20 protein-coding genes and 2 pseudogenes are annotated in these 24,284 nt (G+C 71.5%); 11 read left to right on the top strand and 11 right to left on the bottom strand.

What is annotated here, in order from left to right:
* Nucleotides 1–524 precede the first annotated feature (524 nt).
* From PX701_RS11760 to PX701_RS11770, 3 genes are all read right to left on the bottom strand, one after another.
* Nucleotides 525–1,340, bottom strand: coding sequence for a CPBP family intramembrane glutamic endopeptidase (locus PX701_RS11760; protein WP_275506381.1), 816 nt, complete (start codon nt 1,338–1,340; stop codon nt 525–527).
* Between the two features lie 140 nt (nt 1,341–1,480).
* The gene (locus tag PX701_RS11765) at nt 1,481–2,869 is read right to left on the bottom strand and encodes an NAD(P)-binding protein (protein ID WP_275506382.1); all 1,389 of its coding nucleotides are present in this window, start codon (nt 2,867–2,869) and stop codon (nt 1,481–1,483) included.
* Nucleotides 2,870–2,882: 13 nt separating this feature from the next.
* Complete coding sequence (locus PX701_RS11770) at nt 2,883–3,278, bottom strand: YybH family protein (RefSeq protein WP_231431906.1); 396 nt, start codon at nt 3,276–3,278, stop codon at nt 2,883–2,885.
* A 186-nt stretch (nt 3,279–3,464) separates the two neighbouring features.
* Between PX701_RS11770 and PX701_RS11775 the strand changes: the two genes are divergently transcribed.
* On the top strand, nt 3,465–7,982 hold the full coding sequence (locus PX701_RS11775; protein WP_275506383.1) for a beta strand repeat-containing protein: 4,518 nt from the start codon (nt 3,465–3,467) through the stop codon (nt 7,980–7,982).
* A gap of 204 nt (nt 7,983–8,186) precedes the next feature.
* Here the strand turns inward: PX701_RS11775 and PX701_RS11780 are convergent, their stop codons facing one another.
* Nucleotides 8,187–9,041, bottom strand: a complete 855-nt coding sequence (locus tag PX701_RS11780; RefSeq protein WP_275506384.1) for a class I SAM-dependent methyltransferase — start codon at nt 9,039–9,041, stop codon at nt 8,187–8,189.
* Nucleotides 9,042–9,184: 143 nt separating this feature from the next.
* Here PX701_RS11780 and fosX point away from each other — a divergent pair.
* A pseudogene (fosX, locus tag PX701_RS11785) lies at nt 9,185–9,616 on the top strand (FosX/FosE/FosI family fosfomycin resistance hydrolase); the annotation flags it as partial.
* 122 nt (nt 9,617–9,738) lie between these two features.
* Here the strand turns inward: fosX and PX701_RS11790 are convergent.
* Together PX701_RS11790 and PX701_RS11795 are read right to left on the bottom strand one after the other, a co-directional pair.
* Nucleotides 9,739–10,305 carry a hypothetical protein gene (locus PX701_RS11790; RefSeq protein WP_275506386.1) on the bottom strand — a complete coding sequence of 189 codons (567 nt, stop codon included), beginning with the start codon at nt 10,303–10,305 and terminating at the stop codon, nt 9,739–9,741.
* A 71-nt stretch (nt 10,306–10,376) separates the two neighbouring features.
* Complete coding sequence (locus PX701_RS11795) at nt 10,377–11,030, bottom strand: FMN-dependent NADH-azoreductase (protein WP_275506387.1); 654 nt, start codon at nt 11,028–11,030, stop codon at nt 10,377–10,379.
* A gap of 96 nt (nt 11,031–11,126) precedes the next feature.
* On the opposite strand from PX701_RS11795, the gene PX701_RS11800 reads away from it, so the two are divergent.
* Together PX701_RS11800 and PX701_RS11805 are read left to right on the top strand one after the other, a co-directional pair.
* Nucleotides 11,127–11,585 (top strand): MarR family winged helix-turn-helix transcriptional regulator, encoded by a 459-nt coding sequence (locus PX701_RS11800; RefSeq protein ID WP_231431901.1) that lies wholly within the window; start codon nt 11,127–11,129, stop codon nt 11,583–11,585.
* Between the two features lie 10 nt (nt 11,586–11,595).
* Nucleotides 11,596–12,993, top strand: a complete 1,398-nt coding sequence (locus tag PX701_RS11805; protein ID WP_275506388.1) for a hypothetical protein — start codon at nt 11,596–11,598, stop codon at nt 12,991–12,993.
* A 24-nt stretch (nt 12,994–13,017) separates the two neighbouring features.
* Here the strand turns inward: PX701_RS11805 and PX701_RS11810 are convergent, their stop codons facing one another.
* Nucleotides 13,018–14,346: an MFS transporter gene (locus tag PX701_RS11810; RefSeq protein WP_275506389.1), complete on the bottom strand. Its 1,329-nt coding sequence runs from the start codon at nt 14,344–14,346 to the stop codon at nt 13,018–13,020.
* A gap of 63 nt (nt 14,347–14,409) precedes the next feature.
* Here PX701_RS11810 and PX701_RS11815 point away from each other — a divergent pair, with 63 nt between their 5' ends.
* The gene (locus PX701_RS11815; RefSeq protein WP_275506390.1) at nt 14,410–15,033 is read left to right on the top strand and encodes a CGNR zinc finger domain-containing protein; all 624 of its coding nucleotides are present in this window, start codon (nt 14,410–14,412) and stop codon (nt 15,031–15,033) included.
* A 16-nt stretch (nt 15,034–15,049) separates the two neighbouring features.
* Here PX701_RS11815 and PX701_RS11820 read toward each other — a convergent pair whose 3' ends face one another.
* On the bottom strand, nt 15,050–15,439 hold the full coding sequence (locus PX701_RS11820; protein ID WP_275506391.1) for a DUF4406 domain-containing protein: 390 nt from the start codon (nt 15,437–15,439) through the stop codon (nt 15,050–15,052).
* A 47-nt stretch (nt 15,440–15,486) separates the two neighbouring features.
* Here PX701_RS11820 and PX701_RS11825 point away from each other — a divergent pair, with 47 nt between their 5' ends.
* A complete protein-coding gene (locus tag PX701_RS11825; RefSeq protein ID WP_231431896.1) occupies nt 15,487–16,254 on the top strand; it encodes a DeoR/GlpR family DNA-binding transcription regulator in 768 nt (255 codons plus the stop codon).
* Nucleotides 16,255–16,374: 120 nt separating this feature from the next.
* On the opposite strand, the pseudogene PX701_RS11830 reads toward PX701_RS11825, so the two are convergent.
* Nucleotides 16,375–17,088: pseudogene (locus PX701_RS11830) on the bottom strand (DUF2306 domain-containing protein); the annotation flags it as partial.
* Nucleotides 17,089–17,280: 192 nt separating this feature from the next.
* Between PX701_RS11830 and PX701_RS11835 the strand changes: the two are divergent.
* The gene (locus PX701_RS11835) at nt 17,281–17,910 is read left to right on the top strand and encodes a VOC family protein (protein ID WP_275506392.1); all 630 of its coding nucleotides are present in this window, start codon (nt 17,281–17,283) and stop codon (nt 17,908–17,910) included.
* Here the strand turns inward: PX701_RS11835 and PX701_RS11840 are convergent.
* Both PX701_RS11840 and PX701_RS11845 read right to left on the bottom strand, forming a co-directional pair.
* On the bottom strand, nt 17,900–19,231 hold the full coding sequence (locus PX701_RS11840) for a 6-phospho-beta-glucosidase (protein ID WP_275506393.1): 1,332 nt from the start codon (nt 19,229–19,231) through the stop codon (nt 17,900–17,902). The genes PX701_RS11835 and PX701_RS11840 overlap by 11 nt on opposite strands.
* Nucleotides 19,228–19,977: a DeoR/GlpR family DNA-binding transcription regulator gene (locus PX701_RS11845; protein ID WP_231431893.1), complete on the bottom strand. Its 750-nt coding sequence runs from the start codon at nt 19,975–19,977 to the stop codon at nt 19,228–19,230. Before PX701_RS11845 ends, PX701_RS11840 begins: the two co-directional genes overlap by 4 nt.
* A 137-nt stretch (nt 19,978–20,114) precedes the next feature.
* Here PX701_RS11845 and PX701_RS11850 point away from each other — a divergent pair, with 137 nt between their 5' ends.
* The 4 genes from PX701_RS11850 to PX701_RS11865 are packed head-to-tail and all read left to right on the top strand — an operon-like array spanning nt 20,115 to nt 24,280.
* Nucleotides 20,115–21,212 carry a PfkB family carbohydrate kinase gene (locus PX701_RS11850; RefSeq protein WP_275506394.1) on the top strand — a complete coding sequence of 366 codons (1,098 nt, stop codon included), beginning with the start codon at nt 20,115–20,117 and terminating at the stop codon, nt 21,210–21,212.
* Nucleotides 21,209–22,567: an ABC transporter substrate-binding protein gene (locus PX701_RS11855; protein ID WP_231431891.1), complete on the top strand. Its 1,359-nt coding sequence runs from the start codon at nt 21,209–21,211 to the stop codon at nt 22,565–22,567. Before PX701_RS11850 ends, PX701_RS11855 begins: the two co-directional genes overlap by 4 nt.
* On the top strand, nt 22,560–23,465 hold the full coding sequence (locus tag PX701_RS11860; RefSeq protein ID WP_231431890.1) for a carbohydrate ABC transporter permease: 906 nt from the start codon (nt 22,560–22,562) through the stop codon (nt 23,463–23,465). The genes PX701_RS11855 and PX701_RS11860 overlap by 8 nt, the downstream gene beginning before the upstream one ends.
* On the top strand, nt 23,462–24,280 hold the full coding sequence (locus PX701_RS11865) for a carbohydrate ABC transporter permease (RefSeq protein ID WP_231431889.1): 819 nt from the start codon (nt 23,462–23,464) through the stop codon (nt 24,278–24,280). Before PX701_RS11860 ends, PX701_RS11865 begins: the two co-directional genes overlap by 4 nt.
* Nucleotides 24,281–24,284: the final 4 nt, after the last annotated feature.

Genomic DNA, 24,284 nt, shown 5'->3' on the forward strand with positions numbered 1-24,284 from the left:
GCACCGACCCAGTCAATCACCCAATAGGCACGGCGACGCCCCACCTCGATCGAACACCCGGCCCTCGTGATCGAGGACCGGGTGTTCGCCGCGTCAGCGGCAGCGTGCGCCTCCGTGACGGAGCCGGACTACGAGGTCGTCCAGGAGCCGGCTCCTCCACCGATGCCGGTGACGGTACTGACGACGCCGGCGTGCAGAGAGCGAGCGGCTTGCCTCACTTGTCGAAGGAGTTGACGTTCACGTAGGCGGGCGTCGTGTTGACCTGGAAGCTTGCCGTGGTCTTGCGCGGAGCGCGATCGCCGTTCGCAGTTGCCGCCGGGTCCCCTCCCCGACGGCGCGAACGTCGGAGTCGCGAATCGATCAGCGGCCGGGCCGTCAGTGCGGGGACTGGAGTTCTTCGGCCGGAAGCAGCGCGGTGCCCGGGCTGCACCCGAGCTCGCCGGGCTGGAGCAGGATCGCCGTAGGGCCCGCGTTCGCGGTGACGGCGCCCAAGCCTCAGGCGCGCGGGGCCAGGCGCTCCTCGTTCAGACGGCCGCGCTCGCCGCAGTCGACGTCGGAGCGGAGGCGGCATCCGGCCGCTCGTTCGAGCCGCGGATGACGAACACGACGCAACCAAGGCCCAGCAGGCCGGCCACGAGGTACAGCACCGTTGCGATCGAGGCGACGTCGCCCGCATGTCCGACGCCGGTCGCGAAGACCGAGAAGTCCCACAGGCTGTGCAGCAGCATCGCCCAGACGAGCGACCCGGTCGTGCGGCGCAGGATGTAGAACACGGTGCCGCCGAGGAACGCCGCACCGACCTGGGGCAGTGTGGCCTCGACCGACGCGCCGAGCAGCACGTTGACGAAGTGCATGAGCGCGAAGAGCGCGGTGGTGATGAACCAGACCCAGCCCTCGCCGAGCCGGCCCCGCAGGGCGGTGAGCAGCAGGCCGCGGTTCACGAGCTCCTCCGTGAAGCCCACGAGCAGCAGCGCGAGCGACGCCCCGAAGAATGCAAAGGGGTATGCGCTCCAATCGGTGCCCGCGAGGTTCATCACCGCCGCGATCGCCGCCAGGATCGGCACGAAGATCGGCCAGCGGTGCCGGCTCGGCGTACGGTCGAACATCGCGGGACGCCACCAGCCGAGCAGGGTCGTCGTGATCGCGAGCAGCGCCGTCGCGATGATCAGCGAGATGCCGCCGCCGAAGAAGAGGTTGCCAGCGCTGTCGCCCCAGGTGTCGTACCGGATGCCGCTCGCGGACTGGATCGCGAAGATGATCGCGACGTAGGCGAGCCAGATCGCCAGGCCGATCCAGATGCGAGGGCGGACCTTCAACTGGTCTGCGGCGTTCGCGGTCATGGGCTTCCTCTCGAGGGGTCGAGGCGACGGGGCGTCGAGTCGACCGTATCGCGCGTGCCGTTTCAGGACGCTCGGCGTGCGGGTGCAGCGGCCGCCGCACGAACAATCACGGCCGACGGGCCGGGCAGCGCGCGACGAACTCACTCAGGCGAGTGCTCGCTCAACTCCGCGAGGCGGGCCGCCCCCGGCCCCGAGTGGGTCTTCACGCGATCGATGATGTCGTCGAGCACGGCCGAGCGCGGGGCATCCCGTGGGATGCGCGCCGGATTGATCGCGACCGTCGACGCCCAGGAGGAGATGTCGCGTTCAGCCCCGAACGATCCCGCGTTGCGGGTGCCAACTGCCGTCATCCGCGCCCACGACGCCATCGAGTCGGGGTAGGGCGACGGCGGGCAGAGCCGGTTCTTCTCGTCGTCGTCGGAACGCGTGGCCTCGACGTAGCCGGCGATCGCCGCACCGAAGCAGGGGAACCCCGCCCGGATCGGCTGGAGCGTCATCGCGCCGGGCGACCAGACCGGCACGAGCGGGCGGTAGACGAGGCCCTCGCCGGCGCAGTGCACCACGAGCGCGTCGGAAGGGATCGTGATCGAGCCGTCGTCGAAGTGGATGCTTCCGCGTTCCGCGCGCCGGAGGTGCCCGAGGCGCACGACGTGCTCGATCGTGCGCAGCAGCTCGAGCTCCCACAGCGCGAGCGTGGGAGCCTTCGCCATCGTGGGCGTCACCGAACGGTCGACCCGCAGCATGATGCCCGCGTCCTCCATCCGCAGGAACAGGTCGTCGAGCGTGCTCGCCGCCTCGGCGGCCTCCATCATGTCGGCGACGAAACCGAGGAACACCTCGGGCACGGGCTGCACGACGGCGCGGTTCAGCATCCACGGGTCGCGGGGTCGCACCCACGTGATCGCGTCGGGGGCGACGCCGCGCCCCAGCAGCCAGACGCACGCATCGGTCGCGGTCTTGCCCGACCCCACGATCACGTAGCGGCTCGGCGGCTCGTCGAGGTGCGCGAGTTCGTTGACCGGCACGACCCGCGCGCCGTCGCCGACCTCGAAGGGCGGCGGCACCTCGGCCGGCACCCGCGGAGCGAGGTAATGCGCGTCGACGACGCGGCAGCGATCGGGCACCGCGAAACGCTCGCCCGAGACCCGCGAGACGAACGTATGGTCGCCGAGGTGCTCGCAGCCGGCGAAGAACTCGACCCGGCCCGACTCGAGCAGGCGCTCGGCGAGGATCCGCTCGTAGTACGCGCAGATCTCCGACTTCGTCGCCCGCTCCTGCAGCCCCGCCTCGGGCCCGCGGTGCTGCACGCGACCGCCGCCGAGCAGCGTCGACGCGACGCCGTAGAGCGCCGAGGCCTGGTGCAGGCGCACGAAGGGATAGGCCTCGAGCCAGTGCCCGCCGACGCTGTGACGTCGGTCGACGAGCGCCACCCGCGCGTCGGGCGCGTGGTCGACGAGGGCGTCGACGAAGGCCATCCCCATGGCGCCGGCGCCGACCACGAGGTAGTCGGCCTCGACCGGGGTGGACATGCGACCCTCCCGGCTACCCGACCTTGTCGGCGTGCCGGTGCACGACCCGCCAGCCGTCGTCGCCCCGCCGGTAGACCTGGGTGGCGCGCAGCGTGAAGGTGCGCGGCTGGCCGTCGACCGACCCCGCGACGCGTTCGTAGCCCACGGTGTACGCCATCTCGCCGCCGACGTCGAACGAGACGAGGTCGAACGCGTAGTCGGTGCAGTCCGAGAAGCTCGTCGCGAGCTCTTCGAACGCCTCGATCAGCTCGGCGCGATTCGTCGCGTTGCGCCAGGCGCCGAGCACGCTCACGGGTTCATCCTCGGCCCAGATCGCGCGCCGGGGCCCGTCGTCGCCGTTGAACATCGCCCGCTCGGCCCGCACGAAGTCCTCGTGCAGCCAAATCAAGAAATCCTCACGATCGCTCATGGTCTCAGGATCCTCCGGTCTGCGGCCCGGCACAACGAGCAGCGCGCCCGCGTGTCGGTGGTCAGCCGCGACCCCCGTTCTCGGGGCTAGCGGATGGTGCCCCACGGGGGCGAGTATCGGCCCTAGTTCCGCATCGAGCCCGACGATCGCGGATGGACGGCGCTGGCGCCGCCTCGAGGAGGACCCATGTCCCACGCGTCCCGCCCGCGCACCGTCGAGGTGCTCACCCTCGAGGCGCGGCGGCCGGCGCGACTCGCCCTCGTGCTGTTCACCGTGCTTGCGATGGTCTTCGTGCTCGCTGCGCCGTCGGTCGCCTACGCCGCCGACGATGCGACGCAGCTGCGCTACGCGTGCGCCCAGAAGTCGAACGGGCTGCTGCGCGCGGCCTCGGGCGCCGGCGACTGCCGCCCCAAGCAGGAGACGGTCGTCACGATCTGGCCCGGGCCGACCGCGCTCTGCGTCCAGCCCGACGGCTCGGTGCGCCGCTTCACCTCCGCGAAGTCGTGCACCGGCACGAAGCCGGCCGGCACCAAGCTCGTCGTGCCGACCACGACGGGCGAGCCGATCTCCTTCTGCGCGCCGAGCTCGGGCGTGCTGCGCCGTGTGGATGCCTCGACCGCCTGCCTCGCCGGGGAGCAGCGCTGGCTCATCAGCAACCACGACCCGAGCGCCCTCACCCTCTCGAACGACGACGTGCTCGAGAATGAGCCGGCGGGCACCGTCGTCGGCACGCTCGCCCTCGTCGACGGCGACCCCGCCGCGACGGCCGCGTTCGCGCTCGTGAGCGGCACGGGTGACGACGACAACGCGAGCTTCACGATCACCGGCTCGACGCTGAAGACCGCCTCGAGCTTCGACTACGAGGCGAAGCAGAGCTACTCGATCCGGGTGCGCGGCACCGACGGCTACGGCGGCAGCCTCGAGCAGGTGTTCACGATCCACGTCGGCGACGTCGACGAAGACATACCGCCGACGGCGGTCGCCGACACCGCGACCGTCGACGAGGACAGCGGCGCCTCGGCCATCGACGTGCTCGCCAACGACAGCAACACCGACGGCGGGCCCATCGCGATCGACCAGGTGACCCAGCCCGACCACGGCACCGTCGAGGTCGCCGACGGCGAGGCGTCGCTCACTTACGAACCGAATCCCGCGTTCTGCAACGACCCGCCCGGCACCACGACCGACGACTTCACCTACACGCTCGCGCCCGGCGGGTCGACCACGACGGTCGGTGTGACCGTCACGTGCGTCGACGACCTGCCCGACGCCGTCGACGACGCGGCGATGATCGACGAGGATGCCTCCGCCACGGCGATCGACGTGCTCTCGAACGACCCCGACGCCGACGGCGGTCCCCGCAGCATCACGAGCGTCGTGCAGCCCGACCACGGCGCGGTCGTCATCACGGGCGCCGGCACCGGGCTGACCTACCAGCCCGACCCCGACTACTGCACCGCTCCAGGCGGCGACCCCGACGTGTTCAGCTACACGCTCACCCCGGGCGACGCGAACGCGCAGGTCTCGGTCACGGTGACCTGCATCGCCGACGCGCCGCATGCCGACGACGAGACCTTCGACGGTTCGAGCGCAGCGGTCGGCAACACCCTCCTCGTCATCGACGACCCGACCGACGGTGCGATCGACCCCGCCCGCCCGCACCTCGTCGTCATCGGCGATCTGCTCGACGGCGACACCGACGCCGACCCCGGCACCGAGCTCGCGATCGTGGCCGGCGTCACCGTGACCGAGCAGGGCGGGCTCGTCGCCCTCGAGGCCGACGGCGACGTCGCCTACCTTCCGCCCGACGGCTGCACCGCCACCACCGACGGGTTCGACTACACCGTCACCGACGGCGCGCTCACCGACACCGGGCACGTGACCATCGCCATCAGCGACTGCGTCTGGTACGTCGACAACGCCGCCGACGGCAACAGCGGCAATGTGAGCCGGCCCTTCGACACGATCGCGCAGGCTGCGGCGGCGAGCAGCGCGGGCGACGACATCTTCGTGTTCGACGGCGACGGCACCACGACCGGGTACTCGACGGCGATCGCGCTCGACGACGACCAGCAGCTCATCGGCGAGGCATCCGACCTCGTCGTCGGCGGCCGCACCCTGCACACCGGCGACCCGGCGAAACGGCCGACGATCACCATGGCCTCGGGGGTGTACGTCGTCGGACTCGGCGTCGGCAACCGCATCGCCGGGATCGAGGTGCACCCCATGACTGCGGGCGGCGGCATCGGCGTCGTCGACATCGCAGGCGACCCGGGCGGTGACGCGACCATCGACGACGTGCGCATCGTCGACACCGTCGAAGGGGGTATCGCACTCGCGCTGCAGGGCATGACCGGCACGAACCTGATCGGCGACCTCGAGGTCGACGTCGTCGGCTTCGGCGTGTTCGTCGACTCCACCCCGAAGGTCGTGTTCGACCCGGCATCGACTGTCAAGATCCGCACCACGGGGACCGGGTGGACCTTCCTCGCGCGACTCTGCAATCTCGAAGGAAGCCAGATCGACCGGGTCGTCACCGCCGGTGTGCCCAACGGCGGCGGCGTCAACCTGCAGCAGACGACCGGCGCCCTCACGTTCGGCGACCTCGACATCCGCACGAACGGCACGGGCCAAGCAGCATTCAGCCTCAGCCTGACCGGCCCGGTGACCGTGCCCGCGAGCGCGACCGCGAAGATCGTCGCGACCAACAGTCCGGCCGTCCACGTCGGCGCTTCGTCGGGCTCGAACCTCTCGTTCGACGAGGTGACCGCGACGAAGAGCGGCCCGTACGGCATCAACATCGACCAGATCGGCGCTGGCACGTTCTCGGCGGCGACCGGTGAGCTCTCGGGCGGCGGGTCCGGTCTCACCCAGTTCCGCGTGCGCGGCGGCAACGGCGACATCTCCTACGGCGGCTCGATCACCGACGGCCCGGCGACCGCGAGCGTCGACATCCAGAGCCGCACCGGCGGCACCGTCACGCTCTCGGGCTCGATCACCGACGGCAGCGACGCGGGCGGCGGCATCATCGTCGCGAACAACACCGGCGGCGCCACCGTGCTGTCCGGCCCGTCGAAGCACCTCGAGACCGGCGCCGTCGACGGAATCGAGTTCGGATCCTCCAGCGGGCACAGCCTCTCGATCACGGGCGGCGGCCTCGACGTCACCACGACGAGCGGCCGAGCGCTGGACGTCTCCACCTCGGGCACCATCGTCGTCACCGGCACGGGGAACAAGCTCGCGAGCACGACCGGCACCGCGCTCTCCATCGCGCTGACCGGCATCGGGGCCGACGACGTCACGTTCGAGCGCATCTCGTCGAACGGGGCGACCTCGGGCATCGTGCTCGCCGGCACGGGCTCGGCGGGCGGCCTGCACGTCACCGGCGGCGGCAGCACGATTCAGGGTGGGGATGCCTCGGGCGGCACGATCGCGGCCGCCACGGGCCACGGCATCTCGCTGCAGAACACGGTCGATGCTTCGCTCCGCAACATGCGCATCGAGAACAGCGCCGGCGACGGCGTCTGGGGCGCCAGCGTGGACGGGTTCTCGTTCACGAACGGCACCGTCACCGGCGCAGGCGACGGCGACGGCGAAGACGGCATCGCGTTCGACGGGGCGAACCTGGTGAACCTCTCGGGCGCGGTCGACATCTCGAACAACGTGCTCACCTCGAACGAGGCATCCGGCATCTCGATCGCCAACCGCGGGGGCACCATCTCCGGGGCGACGATCAGCGGCAACCGCATCGCGGACTCCGGCGACGAACTCACGCCGGGCTCGGCCGTGTTCGTGTCGGCGACCGGCAGTTCCGTCGGTGCGGCGACGATCACGAAGGCGACGATCTCGGGCAACGTGATCACCGACTTCCGCGACGGATACGGTGTTCGCGTGGTCGGTGGAAACCAGAACGGCCCGACGGAAGCGGTGCTCGGCACGCCGGGCAACTCGACGAACGTCATCGCGATCACCGGCAACCGAATGGACGGGGGTGCCGGCGGGCTCGAGCACCAGCCCGATCGATTCGTCGACGTCCAGCTGTTCGGTGCCGGTGACGGCAACCTCGACGTCTCGGAGAACGGCACGATCGCGGAGCCGATCCGTCACCTCGACTGCGACGGGATCGGCCTGCGGGCGGGCGGGCCCATGAACGTCACCGCCGAATTCGATGCCAACGTCATCGCAGCGGGCAACACGGGCGGGTGCGCCGGCATCAGTGCGACGGCGTTGTCGTTCGAGAACGTCGGCGCGACGCTCGCGGCGCGCATGACGAACAACAACGTCGGCGCGACCAGCGGACCAGGTGTGCGAGTCGACGCGTATGGCGTCTCAGCAGTCACCGCCCAGATCCTCAACAACACCGTGCAGGCCCCGACCGGGGGCGCGTACGGTGGAATCCGGATCGAGTCGGGCGCGACGGCGTCGGACGACGCCCGACTCTGCGTGAAGATCTCGGGCAACACCACCAAGGGCGGCACCAGCACAGGGGGCGTGGTCGCTCCCGGCATCCACCTCGCCAAGAACTCGACGAGCCCCACGACGAACGATTTCGGCATCGACGGGCTGCCGGCCGGAGTGACCGGGACACCCGGGGTCGAGAACTACGTCAACGGACTGAACGCGAGCGCGTCGGGCAGCATCGGCGTCAACGGAACACTGCTCGCACCGGCGACGACCGGTTTCACGAGCTGCACCGCGCAATGATGAGCTTCCGCCTCGGGTGGCCGGACGAGGCCGGCGCCCGACGAGCCGAGACGGGAGCAACCCCGTGAGCCGGTTGGGAACACGGCTCACGGGGGCGGACGTGCTCGTCGCTGCGCTGGTCGAGTGACGCCGACGCAGAGCGATTCCGCTGGTTGAGAAGCGCCGACGCGGAGCGGCGAAGCGTCTCGAAACCGGACGAGCGGGTCAGCGACGGGTCGCCGTGACGACCAGGTACTCCCAGCGCATCGTGCCGTCGCCGTCGCTCTTCAACTGCGTGTCGCCGAGCGCCGCGAGCGCGTCGTCGAGCGCCCGCACCGCGTCGGCGTCGTCGGCGATACGGCGGTAGACCGCGATCGTCGGGCCGTAGTTGGCCTTGAAGTAGTCGCGGAACTCGGCGCCCGTGGCGAAGCGGTCGATCGCGACCGAGTCGCGCTGCACCTCGACGCCGTCGACCGCGTCGCCGAGCAGTTCGCGCACGTGCGACTCGTCGCCCCAGAGCGGGGCGGGCTGCGCGCCCGGGGGCAGTGGCGCCGCGAACGGCTTCATCGCCCGGAACATGCGGCCGATGAACCCCTCGGGCGTCCAGCTGAGCACGCCGACGCGGCCGCCGGGGCGCACGACGCGCAGCAGTTCGCCCGCCGCCGCCTCGTGGTGGGGCGCGAACATGATGCCGATGGCCGAGATCGCCGCGTCGAAGGCGGCGTCGTCGAACGGCAGCCGTTCGGCGTCGGCCTCGACCCATTCGAGCTCGACGCCGGCGTCGGCCGCGTTGCGGCGGCCCGCCTCGAAGAGTTCGGGCACGAGGTCGCTCGCGACGACGACGGCGCCCTGTTCGGCGGCCCGGATGGCGGCGCTTCCGGTTCCCGCCGCGATGTCGAGCACGCGGTCGCCCGCGTTCACGCCCGTCGCGTCGACGAGCTTCGCGCCGAGCGGCCAGACGAGGTCGGCGGCGACCGCCGGGTAGTCGCCCGACGCCCACATGCTGCGGTGCCGGGACTTGAGTTCGCGGTCGGCATCACTGCCGACGCCGGCGGAGGTGGTCGGGTTCGATTCGGTCATCGGGGGCTCCTTCGGTCGGGTGATGACAACAGGAGCGAGTGTCGGCGCGGTGCGACGTCGCCGCATCCGTGCGCGCACGGAGATCGGGCTCGGGGCGGCAGGTTGCCGCGAAGGGCGTGGTGCGCCTCGCGTAGCCTGACCCGGTGACCAGCAGCGGACTCAGCCATGTGACATTCATCGTGCGCGACCTCGACCGCATGGAGCGCATCCTCACCGAGGTGCTCGGCGCGGTGCGCGTCTACGACAGCGGCCGCGACACCTTCTCGCTGTCGGAGGAGCGGTTCTTCCTCGTCGGCGAGGGCGACGCCGCGACCTGGGTGGCGACGATGCTCGGTGACGGCGGGCTGCCGCGCAGTTACAACCACGTCGCGTTCCAGGTCGAGCGCGCCGACCTGCCCGCGCTTCGCAAGACGGTCACGGGGCTCGGCCTCGACGTGCGCCCGCCGCGGTCGCGCGTCGACGGCGAGGGCGAGTCGGTCTACTTCTACGACGACGACGGGCACCTCTTCGAGCTGCACGCGGGATCGCTGCGCGAGCGCCTCGCGGTGTACGCGCCGCCTGCCGCCGAACGACCGAGGCGCGAAGCGACGAACGCGTGTCGGAAACTCGCGTGGGTCTCCGATCCAGCAACGTCGCTTGCGCCTCACGATGAGGCGCAACCGACCGTGCCGTGAAGCGCGACCGGTACCGGCGTCGGTCAGTCGGCGGCGACACCGGCGCCACGTGGGGCGCCGTCCGCCGAAGGCGCCGAACGGCCGAGCGCGAGCGAGCGCAGGCGAGCCGCGTACAGCGCGATCGCGACCGTCGTGACGGCGTAGAGCACGACGGCCTGCAGTGCGTAGGCCGGGTAGTCGATGGTCCACAGCGGGGCGGTCGGATCGGTCGCGGCCGCCGGGTTGTCGTGCACGTACGGCACCGCCTCGCCGACGAGGTAGCCGGCCGCCTGGCCCGCGCCGTAGACGAGCACGAGCAGTCCGAACGCGAGCCACGCCTGCCCGGTGCGGCGACGCCAGACCTCGCGGGCGGATCGCAGCGCGGTGCGCGGCTCCCATGTGCCGGCCACCGGTGCGGCGATCGCGTTCAACACGGGCGCGAACACGATCGCGGCGGCGAGCAGGGCGACGAGCAGCAGCATCCCCACCATCAGCAGCGACTCGCTGCCCGCGCGACTGCGCATGAGCTGGGGGAGGAGCATGAGGGCGAAGAGCGGCAGGCAGCCGACGGCGACCGCCGCCCACCCGCGCAGGAACGTGACGAGAGACATGCCTCGAGCCAAGCGGACCCGCGCGGGCGGGCGGTATCGGGTGAACCCCCGAATGCCTCGCGCGTGGCGCGTCAGGCCGCCGCGGCCCGGGCGTCGCGCCCGAACTCGGCACCCAGCCGCCGCGCTTCGGCGTGCGCGGCGAGGCGACCCGGCTCGGCGTCGGCGATCGCGAGGTTCGGACGGAACTCGATCGAGTCGATCTCGCTCACGCCCGCCCAGCGCAGCCAGCCGTCGAAGAACGGCTGCTGGAAGTCGGCGCCGAACGACGGCGGACGGCCCTCGCCGTAGACCGCGCTCGAGTAGACGACTGCGGCGCGCTTGCCCTCGAGCAGGCCCGAGTACCCCGTCTCGCCGTCGAAGCCGAACACCCAGCCCGGCTGGCTCACGACGTCGATGAACTGCTTCGCGATGTACGGCACGCCCGAGTTCCACATCGGCAGGCTGAACAGGTAGAGGTCGGCGGCGGCGAAGCGCTCGAACGCGAGGCGCGCGCGGTGCCAGGCGATCTCCTCGGCGCCCTCGGGCTCGTCGCCCGCGAACACCCGCATCTTGGCGCCGGCCCCGTCGGGGCCGAAGGCGGGCAATGACCCGTCCCAGAGGTCCCAGTGCGAGACGGATGCCTCGGGCGAGGCCTCCGCGAACGACTCGACGAAGCTCCGGGCGATGGCGAGCGAGTGCGAGGCCTCACCACGAGGCGAAGCGGAGATGTGCAGGAGCGTGGTCATGGCTCGATCCTTTCAAGTGTGTGCAAGCGCACATAAATCGACGAGGGCGAGTCTGGCATATGTGTGCGCACGCACGCAAGTGGTAGGGTTCGGGACATGAGCAAGCCGAGTGATGCCGAACGCGCCTGGGAGTCCCTGCTGCGCCTGCACGCCGCCGTGCTGCCCCGGCTCGAGCGGGCGGTCGCGACCGAGGGCGGCCTGCCGCTCAGCTGGTACGACGTGCTGCTCGAACTGCACGACGAGGGCGGGCCGCTCACGATGGGCCAGCTGGGCGAGCGGGTCGTGCTGAGCCGCACCCGCGTGAGCCGGCTCGTCGACGACCTCGTCGACGCGGGGCTCGTCGCCCGCGAGGCGAACCCCGACGACCGGCGCTCCGCCTACGCCGTGCTCACCGCCGCGGGGCGTCGGCGCTTCCTCGACGGGGCGAAGGCCTACCTGCCGGCGATCGACCGCGAGTTCGCGCCCGCCGGCGCCGACGGCGTGCACGCGCTCGCCGAGGCGCTCGAGGCGGCGCTCGCCGCCATCGACCCGAGCGCGCCGATCCGCAGCCGATAGCCTGACGGGCATGACCGCAAGGGACCGCACCGTGCGACGCCGCGCCGAGCGCGCCCGCGCCGGGCGCGAACTGCGCGACCTCAGGTTCGTCGAGGTGCCCGAGACGCACGCGTCGGCCTTCGCCCGCACCGCGGTCGGCCTCGTGAACGCCTTCGCGGTCGGTGCCGGTGCGACGTGGCTGCTGCTGCTCGTCGCCGCGATCGTCGGCGACGAAGCGCTGGGCGACCTGTCGCGCGCCCTCGAGTTCGACGAGTTCCTCCGCGCGACGGTGCTGCCGCTCTTCGGACTCGCCGCGGTGCTGGCGCTCGCGATCCCGCTGCTCGGAGCCCTCGATGCCGCGACGGCGCTGCGGCTGCTCGAACGCCACGTGACCGCGAATCCCGGTCAGGTGCCGTCGGCGGCGCATCGCGGCCGACTCGCGATCCTTCCGGCCCGGCACCTCCGCCGTGCGGTGCTGGCCGTCGCGGTGATCGCCATGGCCGTCGGCGGATTCTGCCTGCTGTTCGCGCTCGTCGACGACGAGGGACGAACCCCCGTCGTGTGGACGGTCGTCGGCGTCAGCGCGGCACTGGTGGTCGCATGGCTCGTGGTGCGGTCGCTGCTGCTCGGCGTCGAGGAGGGGCAGGAGGCCCGCCGTGCCGAGCTCGAGGTGGGCTGGGCGCGCTCGGTCGTCGCCGCCGACCTCGCCGAGGAGCGTCGGCGCGAGGCATCCCCGGTCGCAGACCCGCCCGCGCTGCTGCACCCCCGGTTCTTCGAACGCGTCGACCGCTTGCTCGTCATCGCCGTGTGCGCGCTCTTCGCCGTCGGGGCGATCTGGTTCGTCTCCGTCTGGCTGCGGCAGCCGTGCAAGCGCTGCGACGAACGCTACTTCGACGAACCGGTCGAGCGGTTCATCGACGGGCTGAGCCTCTGGGGCGGCGTCGCGATCGCCGGTGTGCTCGTGATCACGGCCGCCCTCGGCATCGCCCGGCTCGCGATGATGCGCCGCGTCGAACTGGCCGCGGTGCGCTGGGTCGCCGACGGCGGCCCGAGGCGTGCCCCCGAGGAGGTGGCCGACGCGCTCCTGCTCGATCCGCGCGCCGGGCGCTGGGCGTCGTCGGCGATCGTCGCCGCGATCATGCCGCTCGCGCTCTTCGTGATCGCGGGGCTCGCCGGAACGGACCTCGGGACCGCCCGCCCCGGCGTCGCGCTCGCGGTCGCGGTCGCCGTGGTCGTGGCCGCGCCGGTGCTTGCGACGTCGGTCGGCATGGCCGACCTGCGTGCCGCCGCCCGCGAGCGCAACCTGCTGCGCGCCGCGCTCTCGCCGGGCGACCCCGACCAGTCGTCGCTCGCGGCCCGCCGGCTCGCCGAACAGCGTCGGCGCTCGAAGCGCGATCGACGCGCGCAGCGGCGCGCCCCGGCCGGTTGAGCAGGGCCGGCGCCCGCCCGCTCCTCACCCGGCGGCGAGGGCGGATGCCTCCTGCTCGCGCCGCTCGGCGATCGCGAGGTCGGTCGGGTCGCCGACGCGCGGCAGCGGTCCGAGCGCGACCCAGATCACGGCCGAGAAGGTGAGCAGCACGCCGATCAGGATGCCGAGCTGCGTGCCGACGAGCTCACCGACGATGCCGCCCGCGGCGGCGCCGAACGCGATCGTGCCGTACGAGACCCAGCGCATGCTCGCGTTCACCCGGCCGAGCAGGTGGTCGGGGGTGCGCAGCTGGCGGATGGTGATGAGGATGACGCTCGACAGCGTCGCACCGGCGTCGCCCACCGCGAACACGAGGCCGAGCACGATCACGAGCGCCGGCGCCCCCCACGAGGCATCCGCGACCGGAAGCAGGAGCAGCACGAAGCACTCGGCGACCGCGGTCCACAGGATGGGGCGGCCCGCCCCGAACCGTCGCACGAGCGGCCCCGCGAGCAGCGACCCGGCCAGCGCGCCGGTCGCGCCGATCGCGAGGATGAGGCCGACCTGGAAGGCATCGAGGCCGAGCTGCTCGACGGCGTGCAGCAGGAACAGCACCATGACCCACTGGATGAACGGGTTGTAGAGCGCCGAGAACCCGAGGTTGGCGACGAGGTACTTGTCGCGACGCACGTACGACATGCCCTCGCGCAGCTCGGTGGCGAACCCGGCGCGGCTGGTCGACGGCGACTCGGGCGCGCGGATGCCGGTGACCGAGACCGCCGAGACGACGTAGCCGACCGCCGTGACGAGCAGGGCGAGCGGGGCGGAGATGAGCTGCACGAGCATGCCGCCGAGGCCCGGGCCGCCCACCTGCACGGCGGCCGCGGTCGCCGCGAGGCGGGAGTTCGCGCGCTCGAGCCCCGACGGCGGCACGACGCTCGGCACGATCGACTGGTACGACACCTCGAACAGCACGGTGAAGCAGCCGATCGCCGCGGCGAGCAGCAGCAGCGCGGGCGTCGTCAGCACGCCGGCGACGGCCAAGGCGATGATCGCGACGGTCAGGGCCGCACGGCCCCAGTCGGAGATGACGATCATCGGGCGCCGCCGGTGCCGGTCGACGAGCACGCCGAGGGGGAGTGCGAGCAGCAGGAACGGCAGCCAGCGTGCGACGCCGAGCAGGCCGAGCTCGAGCGCGGATGCGTTCAGCATGAGCACGGCGAGCAGCGGCAGCGCGAGCTCGGCGACCTGCGCGGCGGCGACGCCGGCGCCCTGCGCGACCCACAGGCGCGAGAAGTCGGCGGACAGCGGTGCGCGGCGCTGGATGTCGCGGACCGCAGCTCCGCGGCTGCTAACGGATGATCGTGCAAGCATGCATTACACACTGGCAGAAATGATCGAATGCGTAAAGCCCGAAGTGTGCATTAGAATCAATGCATGGCGAATCCGGTCACGTACCGCCGGCGCGACACCCCCTTCGCGCAGATCGGCGGCGCCGTCGGGCTCGACCTCATGAACACGATGTCCGAGCGGCTCGCCCTCGACCGCATCGTCGACTACCTGGTCGACTACGACGAGGTCGTGCGGTTCGCCGTCGAGTCGGGGCTCGTCGACGCCGCGCAGGAGACGGTGCTGCACGGGCTCTCGGTTCAGCACCCGGACGAGGCCGCCGCCGAGTGGGAGCGGGTGCGCGAACTGCGCGAGGCGCTCTACGCGGCCTGCTATGAGGGCGGGCCGACCGACCTGGTCGCGCGCGAGCACGCCGAGGCCGCTGCGGCCGGCATGCTCGCGCGCGGGGGCGACGGATGGGGGTGGAGCTTCGACGTCGACCTGGCGCTCCCGCGCCGACGCCTCGCGCTCGCCGCGGTCGAGCTGCTGCTGCGCGACGACCTCGATCGGCTGGCGCAGTGCGCCGACGCCGAGTGCGGCTGGGTGTTCCTCGACACCTCGCCGCGCCACAACCGGCGCTGGTGCGTCGCCTCCGACTGCGGCAACCGCAACCGGGTGCGCGAGTTCTACGCGCGCCGGCAGGCGGCGGGCGCCGGCGCGACCGTCGGGTAGCGCGCCGGCCGGCGCGTCATGCGGTCGGCGCCGCGGCCGGGATCGCGGCCGGCACCTCGTCGAGCGAGAAGTAGACGGGGATGCCGCGATCCCGTGCGATCGCGACGTCCTGGTCGGCCCCGCGCGACGCTCCGGGCAGGCGCAGCACCGCATCGCAGTGCTGGAGGAGCCGTTCGGCGGTCGGGTACATGACCTCGGCCGCCAGTGGATCGGACGGGCCGCTCGCTCCTGCGCTCGCGAGCACGGGGAGTGCCACCCATTCGCCGATCATCGGTACGTGTCCGGCCTGGAAGATCGGCCAGGCGGCCTCTTCGAGCCGCCGCAGGTTCTTCGCCATCAGTTCGGGATCACCGCCGGTGCCCGAGGCGTAGGGTCCGGCGATCAGAATCAACATAGGCTTGGTCATATCGGGCACAATACAGCAGAAACGTGCAAAAACAGGAAGGAACCCGAATGCTCGCCGCTGCACGCAAAGACCTGCTCCTGGAGCGCCTTCGACGCGACGGACGCATCGTCGCCAAGGAGGTGGCGGTCGAGCTCGGGCTGTCGGAGGACAGCATCCGCCGCGACCTGCGCGAACTCGACGCCGCGGGCCTGGCCGTGCGCGTGTACGGCGGTGCGCTGCCCGCATCCCCGGCCGTCGCCGACTACACCAGCCGCGAATCGGTGGCGCCCGAGAGCAAGCGGCGCGTCGCCGCGACCGCCGCTGCGATGATCGAGCCCGGCGCCACCGTGATCCTCGACGGCGGCACCACGACGCTCGCGATGGTCGATGCCCTGCCGAAGACGCTCGAGTGCACGATCATCACGCACAGCCCGACCATCGCGGCCAGCCTGCTCGACCACGCGGCCGACGTGTTCCTGATCGGCGGTCGCCTGTTCAAGCACTCGGCCGTCGCCTGCGGCGCAGCCGCGGTCGAGGCCGCCGGCACGATCAGCGCCGACCTCTTCTTCCTCGGCGTGACCGGAGTGCATCCGACCGCCGGCCTGACGACCGGCGACCCCGACGAAGCGGCCATGAAGCGCGCCCTCGCCTCACGCGCCGCCGAGACCTACGTGCTCGCGAGCGCCGAGAAGATCGGCACCGCCTCCCGCTACGCGGTCGTGCCGCTCGACGCCGTCGCCGGCATCATCACCGACGGCGAGCCGGGCAGCCGGACGCTGAGCGGACTCGCCGCGGCGGGAGTTCCGATCCTCTCGGCCGACGCGCACGCGCGCTGACCGCGTCGTCGGTCGTCGGTCGCCGGGCGTCGGCCGTGGCCGGGACGACGACGGCTGACGGATGCCGCGCTCGGGCTGCCGCCAGAGCGCAGGCAGTCCGCGGCGGGCGATGAGCCACTCGGCGACGATGAGGTTCGGCACCCAGCAGAGGAACGGGACGGCGGCGTACGCGTTCGCGAAGACGGCGTCGAAATCGGTACCGTCGGCGATGAACGGCAGCTGCACGAGCAGCAGCAGCGGCAGCCAGATGCGCAGCGTCACGGCCGCGTAGGTGAGGGCGAAGTTGCGCATCATCCAGGCGCGGTGGGTGTCGACGTCGTGGCGTCGGATCGCGCGGTAGGCGAGCCATCCCGTCACGAGCCAGAGCACCCCGAGCCCGCCGAAGCCGAAGAGACCGACGAGTCCGGCATCGTTGACGGGTGCGATGACGAGCGCCGCGATGCCGCCGACGCCGATCGCAGCGAGATACACCCGGCCCGTCCAGCGGTGCACGCGCGGGCGCCGCTCGCGCAGGCCGCGCCAGAACTGCAGCGGTCCCAGGACGAGCGCGATGCCGCCGGCCACGATGTGCGCGTAGAACGCGATCCGGATCGGCAGCGGCTGCTCGGCGTAGTTGCCCGCCAGCCCGCCCGACGGCGACTCGGCGAGCTCGCGCAGCGGCGCGGTGAGATACGGCACGACCGCGAACGCGGCGATGCCGAGCGACGAGAGCAGCACCCACGTCCAGGCGATGCGGGTGCCGGTGCGGCGCGGTGCCGGGGAGGCCTCGGAGGTGTCGCCCGGTGTGCTCGGGCGGTCGGGAGCGGCGGTCTTCTGGGTGGTGTCGGTGGTCACAGCGGCAAGCTACGACCGCGCCGATCGCGCCGACAGGGGGCGAACCCCCGATTCGCGGAGGCGGTTCTCGCCCGTTCGGCCGTCGGTGGCGCGGGGTGTGGTCGTGTGGCCGTGCCGGGTGTGTTCGTGTGGTCATGTGGTGCGGGTACGCCGGGGTTGACGCCGGACGCGCGCCCGTGAAACATCGGCGGCATGAACACCGACCAGCAACAGCTCACGTCGATCGACTCGGTGACGCTCGAGGTCGACGACCCCGAGGCATCCGCGCGGTTCTACGACGGCGCCTTCGGGCTCGGCGAACGGTTGCGTCTCAGGCCGTCGGATGCCTCGACGAGCGGCTTCCGCGGATTCACGATGTCGCTCATCGTGGGCCAACCGACCGACGTCGTGCACCTGTTCGACGCGGCCGTCGCCGCAGGCGCGACCGTGCTGAAGCCCGCGGAGAAGTCGCTGTGGGGGTTCGGCGGCGTCGTGCAGGCGCCCGACGGCACGATCTGGCAGATGGCGAGCGAAGCCAAGAAGGACACCGGGCCGGCGACGCACCGCATCGAGAACGTCGTGCTGCTCATCGGCGCCGACGACGTGTCGGCGAGCAAGCGCTTCTACTCCGAGCGCGGGCTCTCGGTCGCGAAGAGCATCGGCGGCTACGTCGACTTCGCGATGCCGGGCAGTCCGATCGGGTTCGGCCTCTACAAGCGACGCGCACTCGCGAAGACCGTCGGCGTCCCTGCCGACGGCGCCGGCTCGCACCGCGTCGAGATCAACGGGAATGCCGCGGCGTTCGTCGACCCCGACGGATTCGCCTGGGCGCCTACGCCGTGAGCAGCTCGCCGATCTCGGGGAACGCCTGGCCGTAGCGGTCGACGAGCGATCGGGCGACGCCGACCGAGTCGACGAGCGGGTGCGCGGCGAAGCCGCGCCAGGCGAGCTCGCGCGAGCGCTCGTGCACGGCGCCGATGATGAGGCGCTCGGCCGACTTCACCTGCGTGATGAGGCCGAGCATCTCGCCCGCCACCGGCGCGATCGACCACGGGTGCACGCCGTCGACGTCGACGACGCAGCCGACCTCGACGACGGCGTCGTCGGGCAGCTGCGGAACCAGCGTGTTGTTGCGCACGTTGAGGATCATCGTCGCCGAGCGCCCGCTCGCGAGCGCCGCCATGAGGTCGAGCGCCACCTGGTGGTACCCGCCGCCGTCGACGTCCGACTCGTGGCGCTCCTCGTCGTCGTCTCGGCTCTCGGCCATGTAGCTCGACTCGCGCTCGTGCCGCGCACGCATCCACGTCTCGAGCGGGTCGTCGCCGGGGGCGCTGTAGAACGCCGACTGCTGGCGGTCGATGAACTCGCCGCGGGTCGCCGCCGCCGAACGGATGCGTGCCGTCGCCTCGCGCGTGAAGTAGTAGTAGTACAGGTACTCGTTCGGCAGGGCGCCGATCGCACGCACCCAGTCGAAGCCCATGAGCCGCGCCTCTTCGATGCGTTCGAGCGAGGCGTCCGACTCGAGCAGCCGTGGCAGCAGTTCGTCTCCGCCGGCCGTGATCGATCGCAACCACCCCAGGTGGTTGAGTCCGACGTAGTCGAACGCGATGGCGTCGGCCGAGCTGCCCGTCGCAGCGGCGGCGCGGCGCATGAGGCCGATCGGGGTGTCGCAGATGCCGACGACCCGGTCGCCGAGCACGCGCTGCATCGCTTCGGTGACGATGCCCGCGGGGTTCGTGAAGTTGATGACCCAGGCGTCGGGGGCGACCCTGCGGATCGTCTCGGCGAGGCGGGTCATGAACGGCACCGTGCGCAGTGCGTAGGCGAGGCCGCCCGGGCCGACGGTCTCCTGGCCGAGCACGCCGAGGTCGAGGGCGGTGCGCTCGTCGAGGATGCGGCCCTGCGTGCCGCCGATGCGCACGGCGCTGAAGACGAAGTCGGCGCCGCGCAGCGCCTCCTCCAGGTCGGTCGTCGTCGTGATCGCCGGCACGTGCCGGCGCTCCTGCGCGAGGCGCGACACGATCGCCCCGATCGTCTCGAGTCGCGACGCCGACACGTCGTAGAGCGCGAGCTCGTCGATGCGCACGGGTGCGTCGTCGGCCGCGACCGCCTCGAAGACCTGCGGCACGCGGAACCCGCCGCCGCCGATGATGGTGAGCTTCACGCGACCATCACCTCGACTCCCGCCTCGCGGAGCAGATCGAGGGTGGAGGCATCCGCATCGTCGTTCGTCACGACCGCCGAGATCTGGTCGGGGCCGCAGACGCTCAGCACGCCGACGCCGGGGAACTTCGAGCCGTCGGCGAGCACGACCGTGCGCTGGGATGACTCGATCATCGCCCGTTTGATCGGCACCTCCATGCCGGTGGTGTCGGAGATGGTGCCGTCGGCGCGGATGCCGCTCGTGCCGAGGAAGCACGTCGTCGCGCGGATCTGGGCGAGGGCCTGCTCGGTGAGCGTGCCGATCATCGAGTTGTAGTTCTTGCGCACGGCACCGCCGAGCACGATGAGCTCCACCACGTCGTCGTCGCGGAGCTCGTCGATGACCGCGAGGCTCGCGGTGATGACCGTGATGCGCCGGCCGCGCAGCTGCGCCGCGAGCAGGGCCGTCGTCGTGCCGATGTCGATGATGACGACGTCGCCCTCGGCGACCAGCTCGGCCGCACGCTCGGCGACCCGCGACTTCTCGGGCGCGTGCTGGCGCTCGACGTCGGTGAACGGGATCTGGTCGGGCTCGATGCTGCCCCCGCCGCGCACGCGACGCAGCAGGCCCTCGGCGCTCAGCGCGTTGAGGTCGCGACGGATCGTCGAGAGCGAGACGCCGAACTGCTCGGCGAGCTCTTCGACCGTGACCTCACCGTCGGTGCGCAGGGAGTTCAGGATGTGCGCCTGTCGCGTTGCTGTGAGCATGAGCATGATGCTAGCAGTCAACTTCGAGCATGAATTGACAATTTCGCGCATGAATTGACGCAGCACCGTTCATTCGAGAGTATGTTCAGTCAAAGCCGATCGACGATCGCGCAGGCGATCGCAATCAAGGAGGATGCGTGGCTGAACGGGCTGCCGACGACGGCGTCGACGTGCTCCTCACCGGGCCCGTCTTCTTCGACCTCGTGTTCACCGGCGTCGACGGGGCACCGCGCCCGGGCACCGAGGTGTACGCAGAGGGCCTCGCGTCGAGCCCGGGCGGCGTCGCCAACCTCGCCGTCGCCACCGCCCGCCTCGGCCTCGGCACCGCGCTCGCGGCGACGCTCGGCGACGACGTCTACGGTCGCTGGTGCTGGGAGTTCCTCGCCGACCGCGAGGGCATCGACCTCGGCCGCTCGCGCCTCGTGCCCGACTGGCCCACGCCCGTCACCGTCTCGATCGCCTCCGGCAGCGACCGCAGCATGGTCACCCGCGAGGAGCCGGCGCCGTTCACCGGGGGCGAGCTCGTCGGCGACCGACCCGCCGCTCGCGCGACCTTCGTCGACCTCGGCGCCTCGCGCGGGGGCCGGGAGGTCGACGCCTGGTGGCGGGCCGCAGCCCACTCGGGCACGAAGATCTTCGCCGACCTCGGCTGGGACTCGAGCGGACGCTGGGACCCGGCCGACCTGCGCCTCCTCGCCGACTGCTACGCCTTCACCCCCAACGAGACCGAGGCCATGGCCTACACGCGCACCGACTCGGCGGCCGGCGCGGCCCGCGCGCTCGCCGAGCTCGTGCCGCTCGTCGTCGTCACGCGCGGCGAGCACGGTGCCGTCGCGATCGACTCGGCGAGCGGCGACGAAGTCGTCGTGCCCGCGGTGCCGACGAGCGGACGGGACGCCACGGGCGCCGGCGACGTCTTCGGTGCGGCCCTCGTGTTCGGCACCCTGCGCGACTGGGACCTCGAACAGCGGCTCTCGTTCGCGTCGCTCTGCGCGGCGCTCGCCGTCGAGCACCCCGGCGGCGCGGTCGGCGCCCCCGGCTGGGGCGACGTCGCCGACTGGTGGAGTCGTGCGCAGGGCGGCGACGATCGCGAGCTCGCGACGAGATTCGGCTTCCTGAGCGACGCCGTCCCCGAGGCATCCGGGCGCCGCAGAGCGGAGCTCACCTTCCCCTTCGCCGACTACGGCACCACAGCGGCCCGGCGATCGAATCCCGAGAAGAGAGGTACATCATGAGACGGAACACCCGACTGACCGCGGTGGCGCTGACGGGCGCCGCCCTCGTCGTCGCCCTCACGAGCTGCGCCCCCGGCACCGGTGCGAGCCCCGGCAACACCGCCGACACGGGCGATATCAGCACCGACATCTCGGATGTCGGCGACGTCACCCTGACCGTGTGGGACCAGGAGGTGCGCGGCGGCCAGAACGAGCAGATGGAGCAGCTCAACGCCGCGTTCATGGAGAAGTACCCGAACGTGACGATCGACCGCAACTCGCAGTCGTTCGACGACCTCGCGACCACGCTGCGGCTCGCCCTCACCGACGCCGACGCACCCGACGTCGTGCAGGCGAACAACGGCCGCAACACGATGGGCCAGTTCGTCGCCGCCGAGCAGTTGCGCCCGCTCGACGACTACGCCGAGGCGTACGGCTGGTTCGACCGGTACTCGCCGTCGGTGCTGCAGTACTCGACGTACAGCGATGACGCGAAGGTGTTCGGCGACGGCAACCTGTACGGCCTGCCGCAGGTCGGCGAGGTCGTCGGCGTCTTCTACTCGAAGTCCAAGCTCGAGGAGCTCGGCCTCGAGGTGCCGGCCGACTGGTCCGAGTTCGACGCGGCCCTGAAGACCGCGAAGTCGGCGGGGGAGACGCCGATGCTGCTCGGCAACATCGAGAAGTGGCCCGCGCTGCACGTGTTCGGCCCGGTGCAGGGCGACGACGTCGACGCCGAGGTCATCACCGACCTCGGCCTCGGCAACGCCGGCCAGAGCTGGACCACGCCCGAGAACGTCGCGGCCGCCGAGACCCTGCAGGGCTGGGTCGAGGCCGGCTACTTCAACGACGGCGTGAACGGCACCGACTACGACGCGGCCTGGCAGTCGCTCGCGGCCGGCGACGGCGTCTTCCTCATCGGCGGTTCGTGGCTCGCCGCCGACCTCGCCGACGCGATGGGCGACGACGTCGGGTTCTTCATCCCGAACACCGGCGACGGCACGCCCGCGACGACGGGCGGAACCGGCCTGCCGTTCACGATCACCTCGGCGGCCGACAACACCGACGTCGCCGCGGCGTACATCGACTTCATCACGAGCGATGAGGCGATGGACGTGCTCGCCGAGACCGGCAACCTGCCCGTCAACCGCACCGCCGAACTCGCCCCGAGCGAGGGCGTGATGGCCGACGTGTTCACCGTGTTCGGCGACGTCACCGGCAACGGCAGCCTGCTGCCCTACCTCGACTACGCGACGCCGACCTTCGGCGACACGATGGGACAGGCGCTGCAGGACCTGCTCGCCGGGCAGGCGACACCCGAGCAGTTCACCGAGACCCTCGAGGCCGACTATTCGGAGTTCGTCGAAAGCAATGGCTGACGGCACGACCACGGTCGGGCGGAGCGCCTCTCGGCGCTCCGCCCGATCGGCGTGGGTTCCCTGGGCGTACCTGGCCCCCGCCCTCCTGCTCTACGGGGTCTTCCTGCTGTTCCCGCTCGTGCGGGCCGCGCAGTTCTCGTTCTTCGAGTGGGACGGGCTCGGAGCCTCCACCTTCGTGGGGTTCGACAACTACGTCGAGATCATCTTCGACGAGCGCCTGCGCGAGGCCTTCTGGCACGCGCTCGTGCTCGTGTTCTTCTACGCGGTGCTGCCGCTCGTGATCGGCCTGCTGCTCGCGAGCCTGCTCACCCGCGCCCAGGTGCGCGGGCTCGGGTTCTTCCGCAGCGTGATCTTCCTGCCGCAGGTCATCGCGATGGTCGTCGTCGCCGTCACCTGGCGGCAGATCTACGCGCCCGACGGCCCGCTCAACGGGTTCCTGCGCATGATCGGGCTCGGCGCGCTCGCGCGTCCGTGGCTCGGCGACTACGCGTTCACGCTGCCCGCGGTCGGACTCATCGGCACGTGGGTGTGCACGGGCCTCGTGACCGTGCTGCTCATGGCCGGCATGAGTCGCGTGCCCCGCGAGCTCTACGAGGCGGCGCGGCTCGACGGCTCGGGCCCGGTGCGCGAGTTCTTCGCGATCACGCTGCCGATGGTGCGCGGCGAGATCACCGTGGCGCTCACGCTCACGATCGTCGCCGCCCTCAAGACGTTCGACCTCGTCTACGTCACGACGAGCGGCGGGCCGGGCACGTCGACGACCGTGCCGAGCTATGAGATCTACCGTCGGGCGTTCGAGCTCGGCGAGGTCGGTGTCGCGACCGCGGTGGGCGTCGTGCTCACCATCATCGTCTTCGCCATCAACGGCGTCGTGAACATGATCGGAGACCGCAAGTGAAGGTGTCCCCGATCGAACGAGGCGCGAACTACGTCGTGCTCGTCGCGTTCGCGCTCATCGTGCTCGGCCCGATCGCCGTCATCGTCTCGCTCGCCTTCGGGCCGCAGAGCGCGTCGGCCGCACGCGAGGGCGGGCTGTTCCACCCCGAGAACTTCCCCGAGGCGTGGGAGATCGGCCGGTTCGGCCAGTACATGCTCAACTCGGTGATCGTCGCGGTGATCGTGGTCGTCGTGGCGGTGCTCGCGTCGATCCTCGCCGGGTACGCGCTCGGCACCATGAAGTTCCGCGGCGCGACGCTCATGTTCTACGTGTTCCTGCTCGGCATCATGGTGCCGACCGAGGCGTTCATCGTGCCGCTCTACTTCGACCTGCGGGTCGTCGGGCTGACGAACACGGTCTGGGGCGTCGCCGCGCCGCAGATCGCGATGTCGATCGCGTTCGGCACCTATTGGATGCGCACGTACTTCCGCACCTCGAGCCGGGCGCTGATCGACGCCGCGCGCCTCGACGGGGCGGGCTCGATGCGCATCCTCTGGCAGGTGCTCGTGCCGATCGGGCGCCCGGCGATCCTGACGCTCGTGCTGCTCACGTTCATGTGGACGTGGAACGAGTTCCTCATCCCGCTCGTGATGTCGCCGAGCGGGTCGGTGCGCACCGCGCCGCTCGGGCTCGCGTTCTTCCAGGGTCAGTACACGCAGGGCACGGCGCTGCTCGCCGCGGGCGCGGTCATGGTCGCGCTGCCGATCGTGCTGCTCTACGTGTTCCTGCAACGGCACTTCATCAAGGGCATGATCGAGGGCGCCGTGCGCGAGTGAGGCC

This window comes from Agromyces chromiiresistens (assembly GCF_029167465.1).
Lineage (GTDB): Bacteria > Actinomycetota > Actinomycetes > Actinomycetales > Microbacteriaceae > Agromyces > Agromyces chromiiresistens.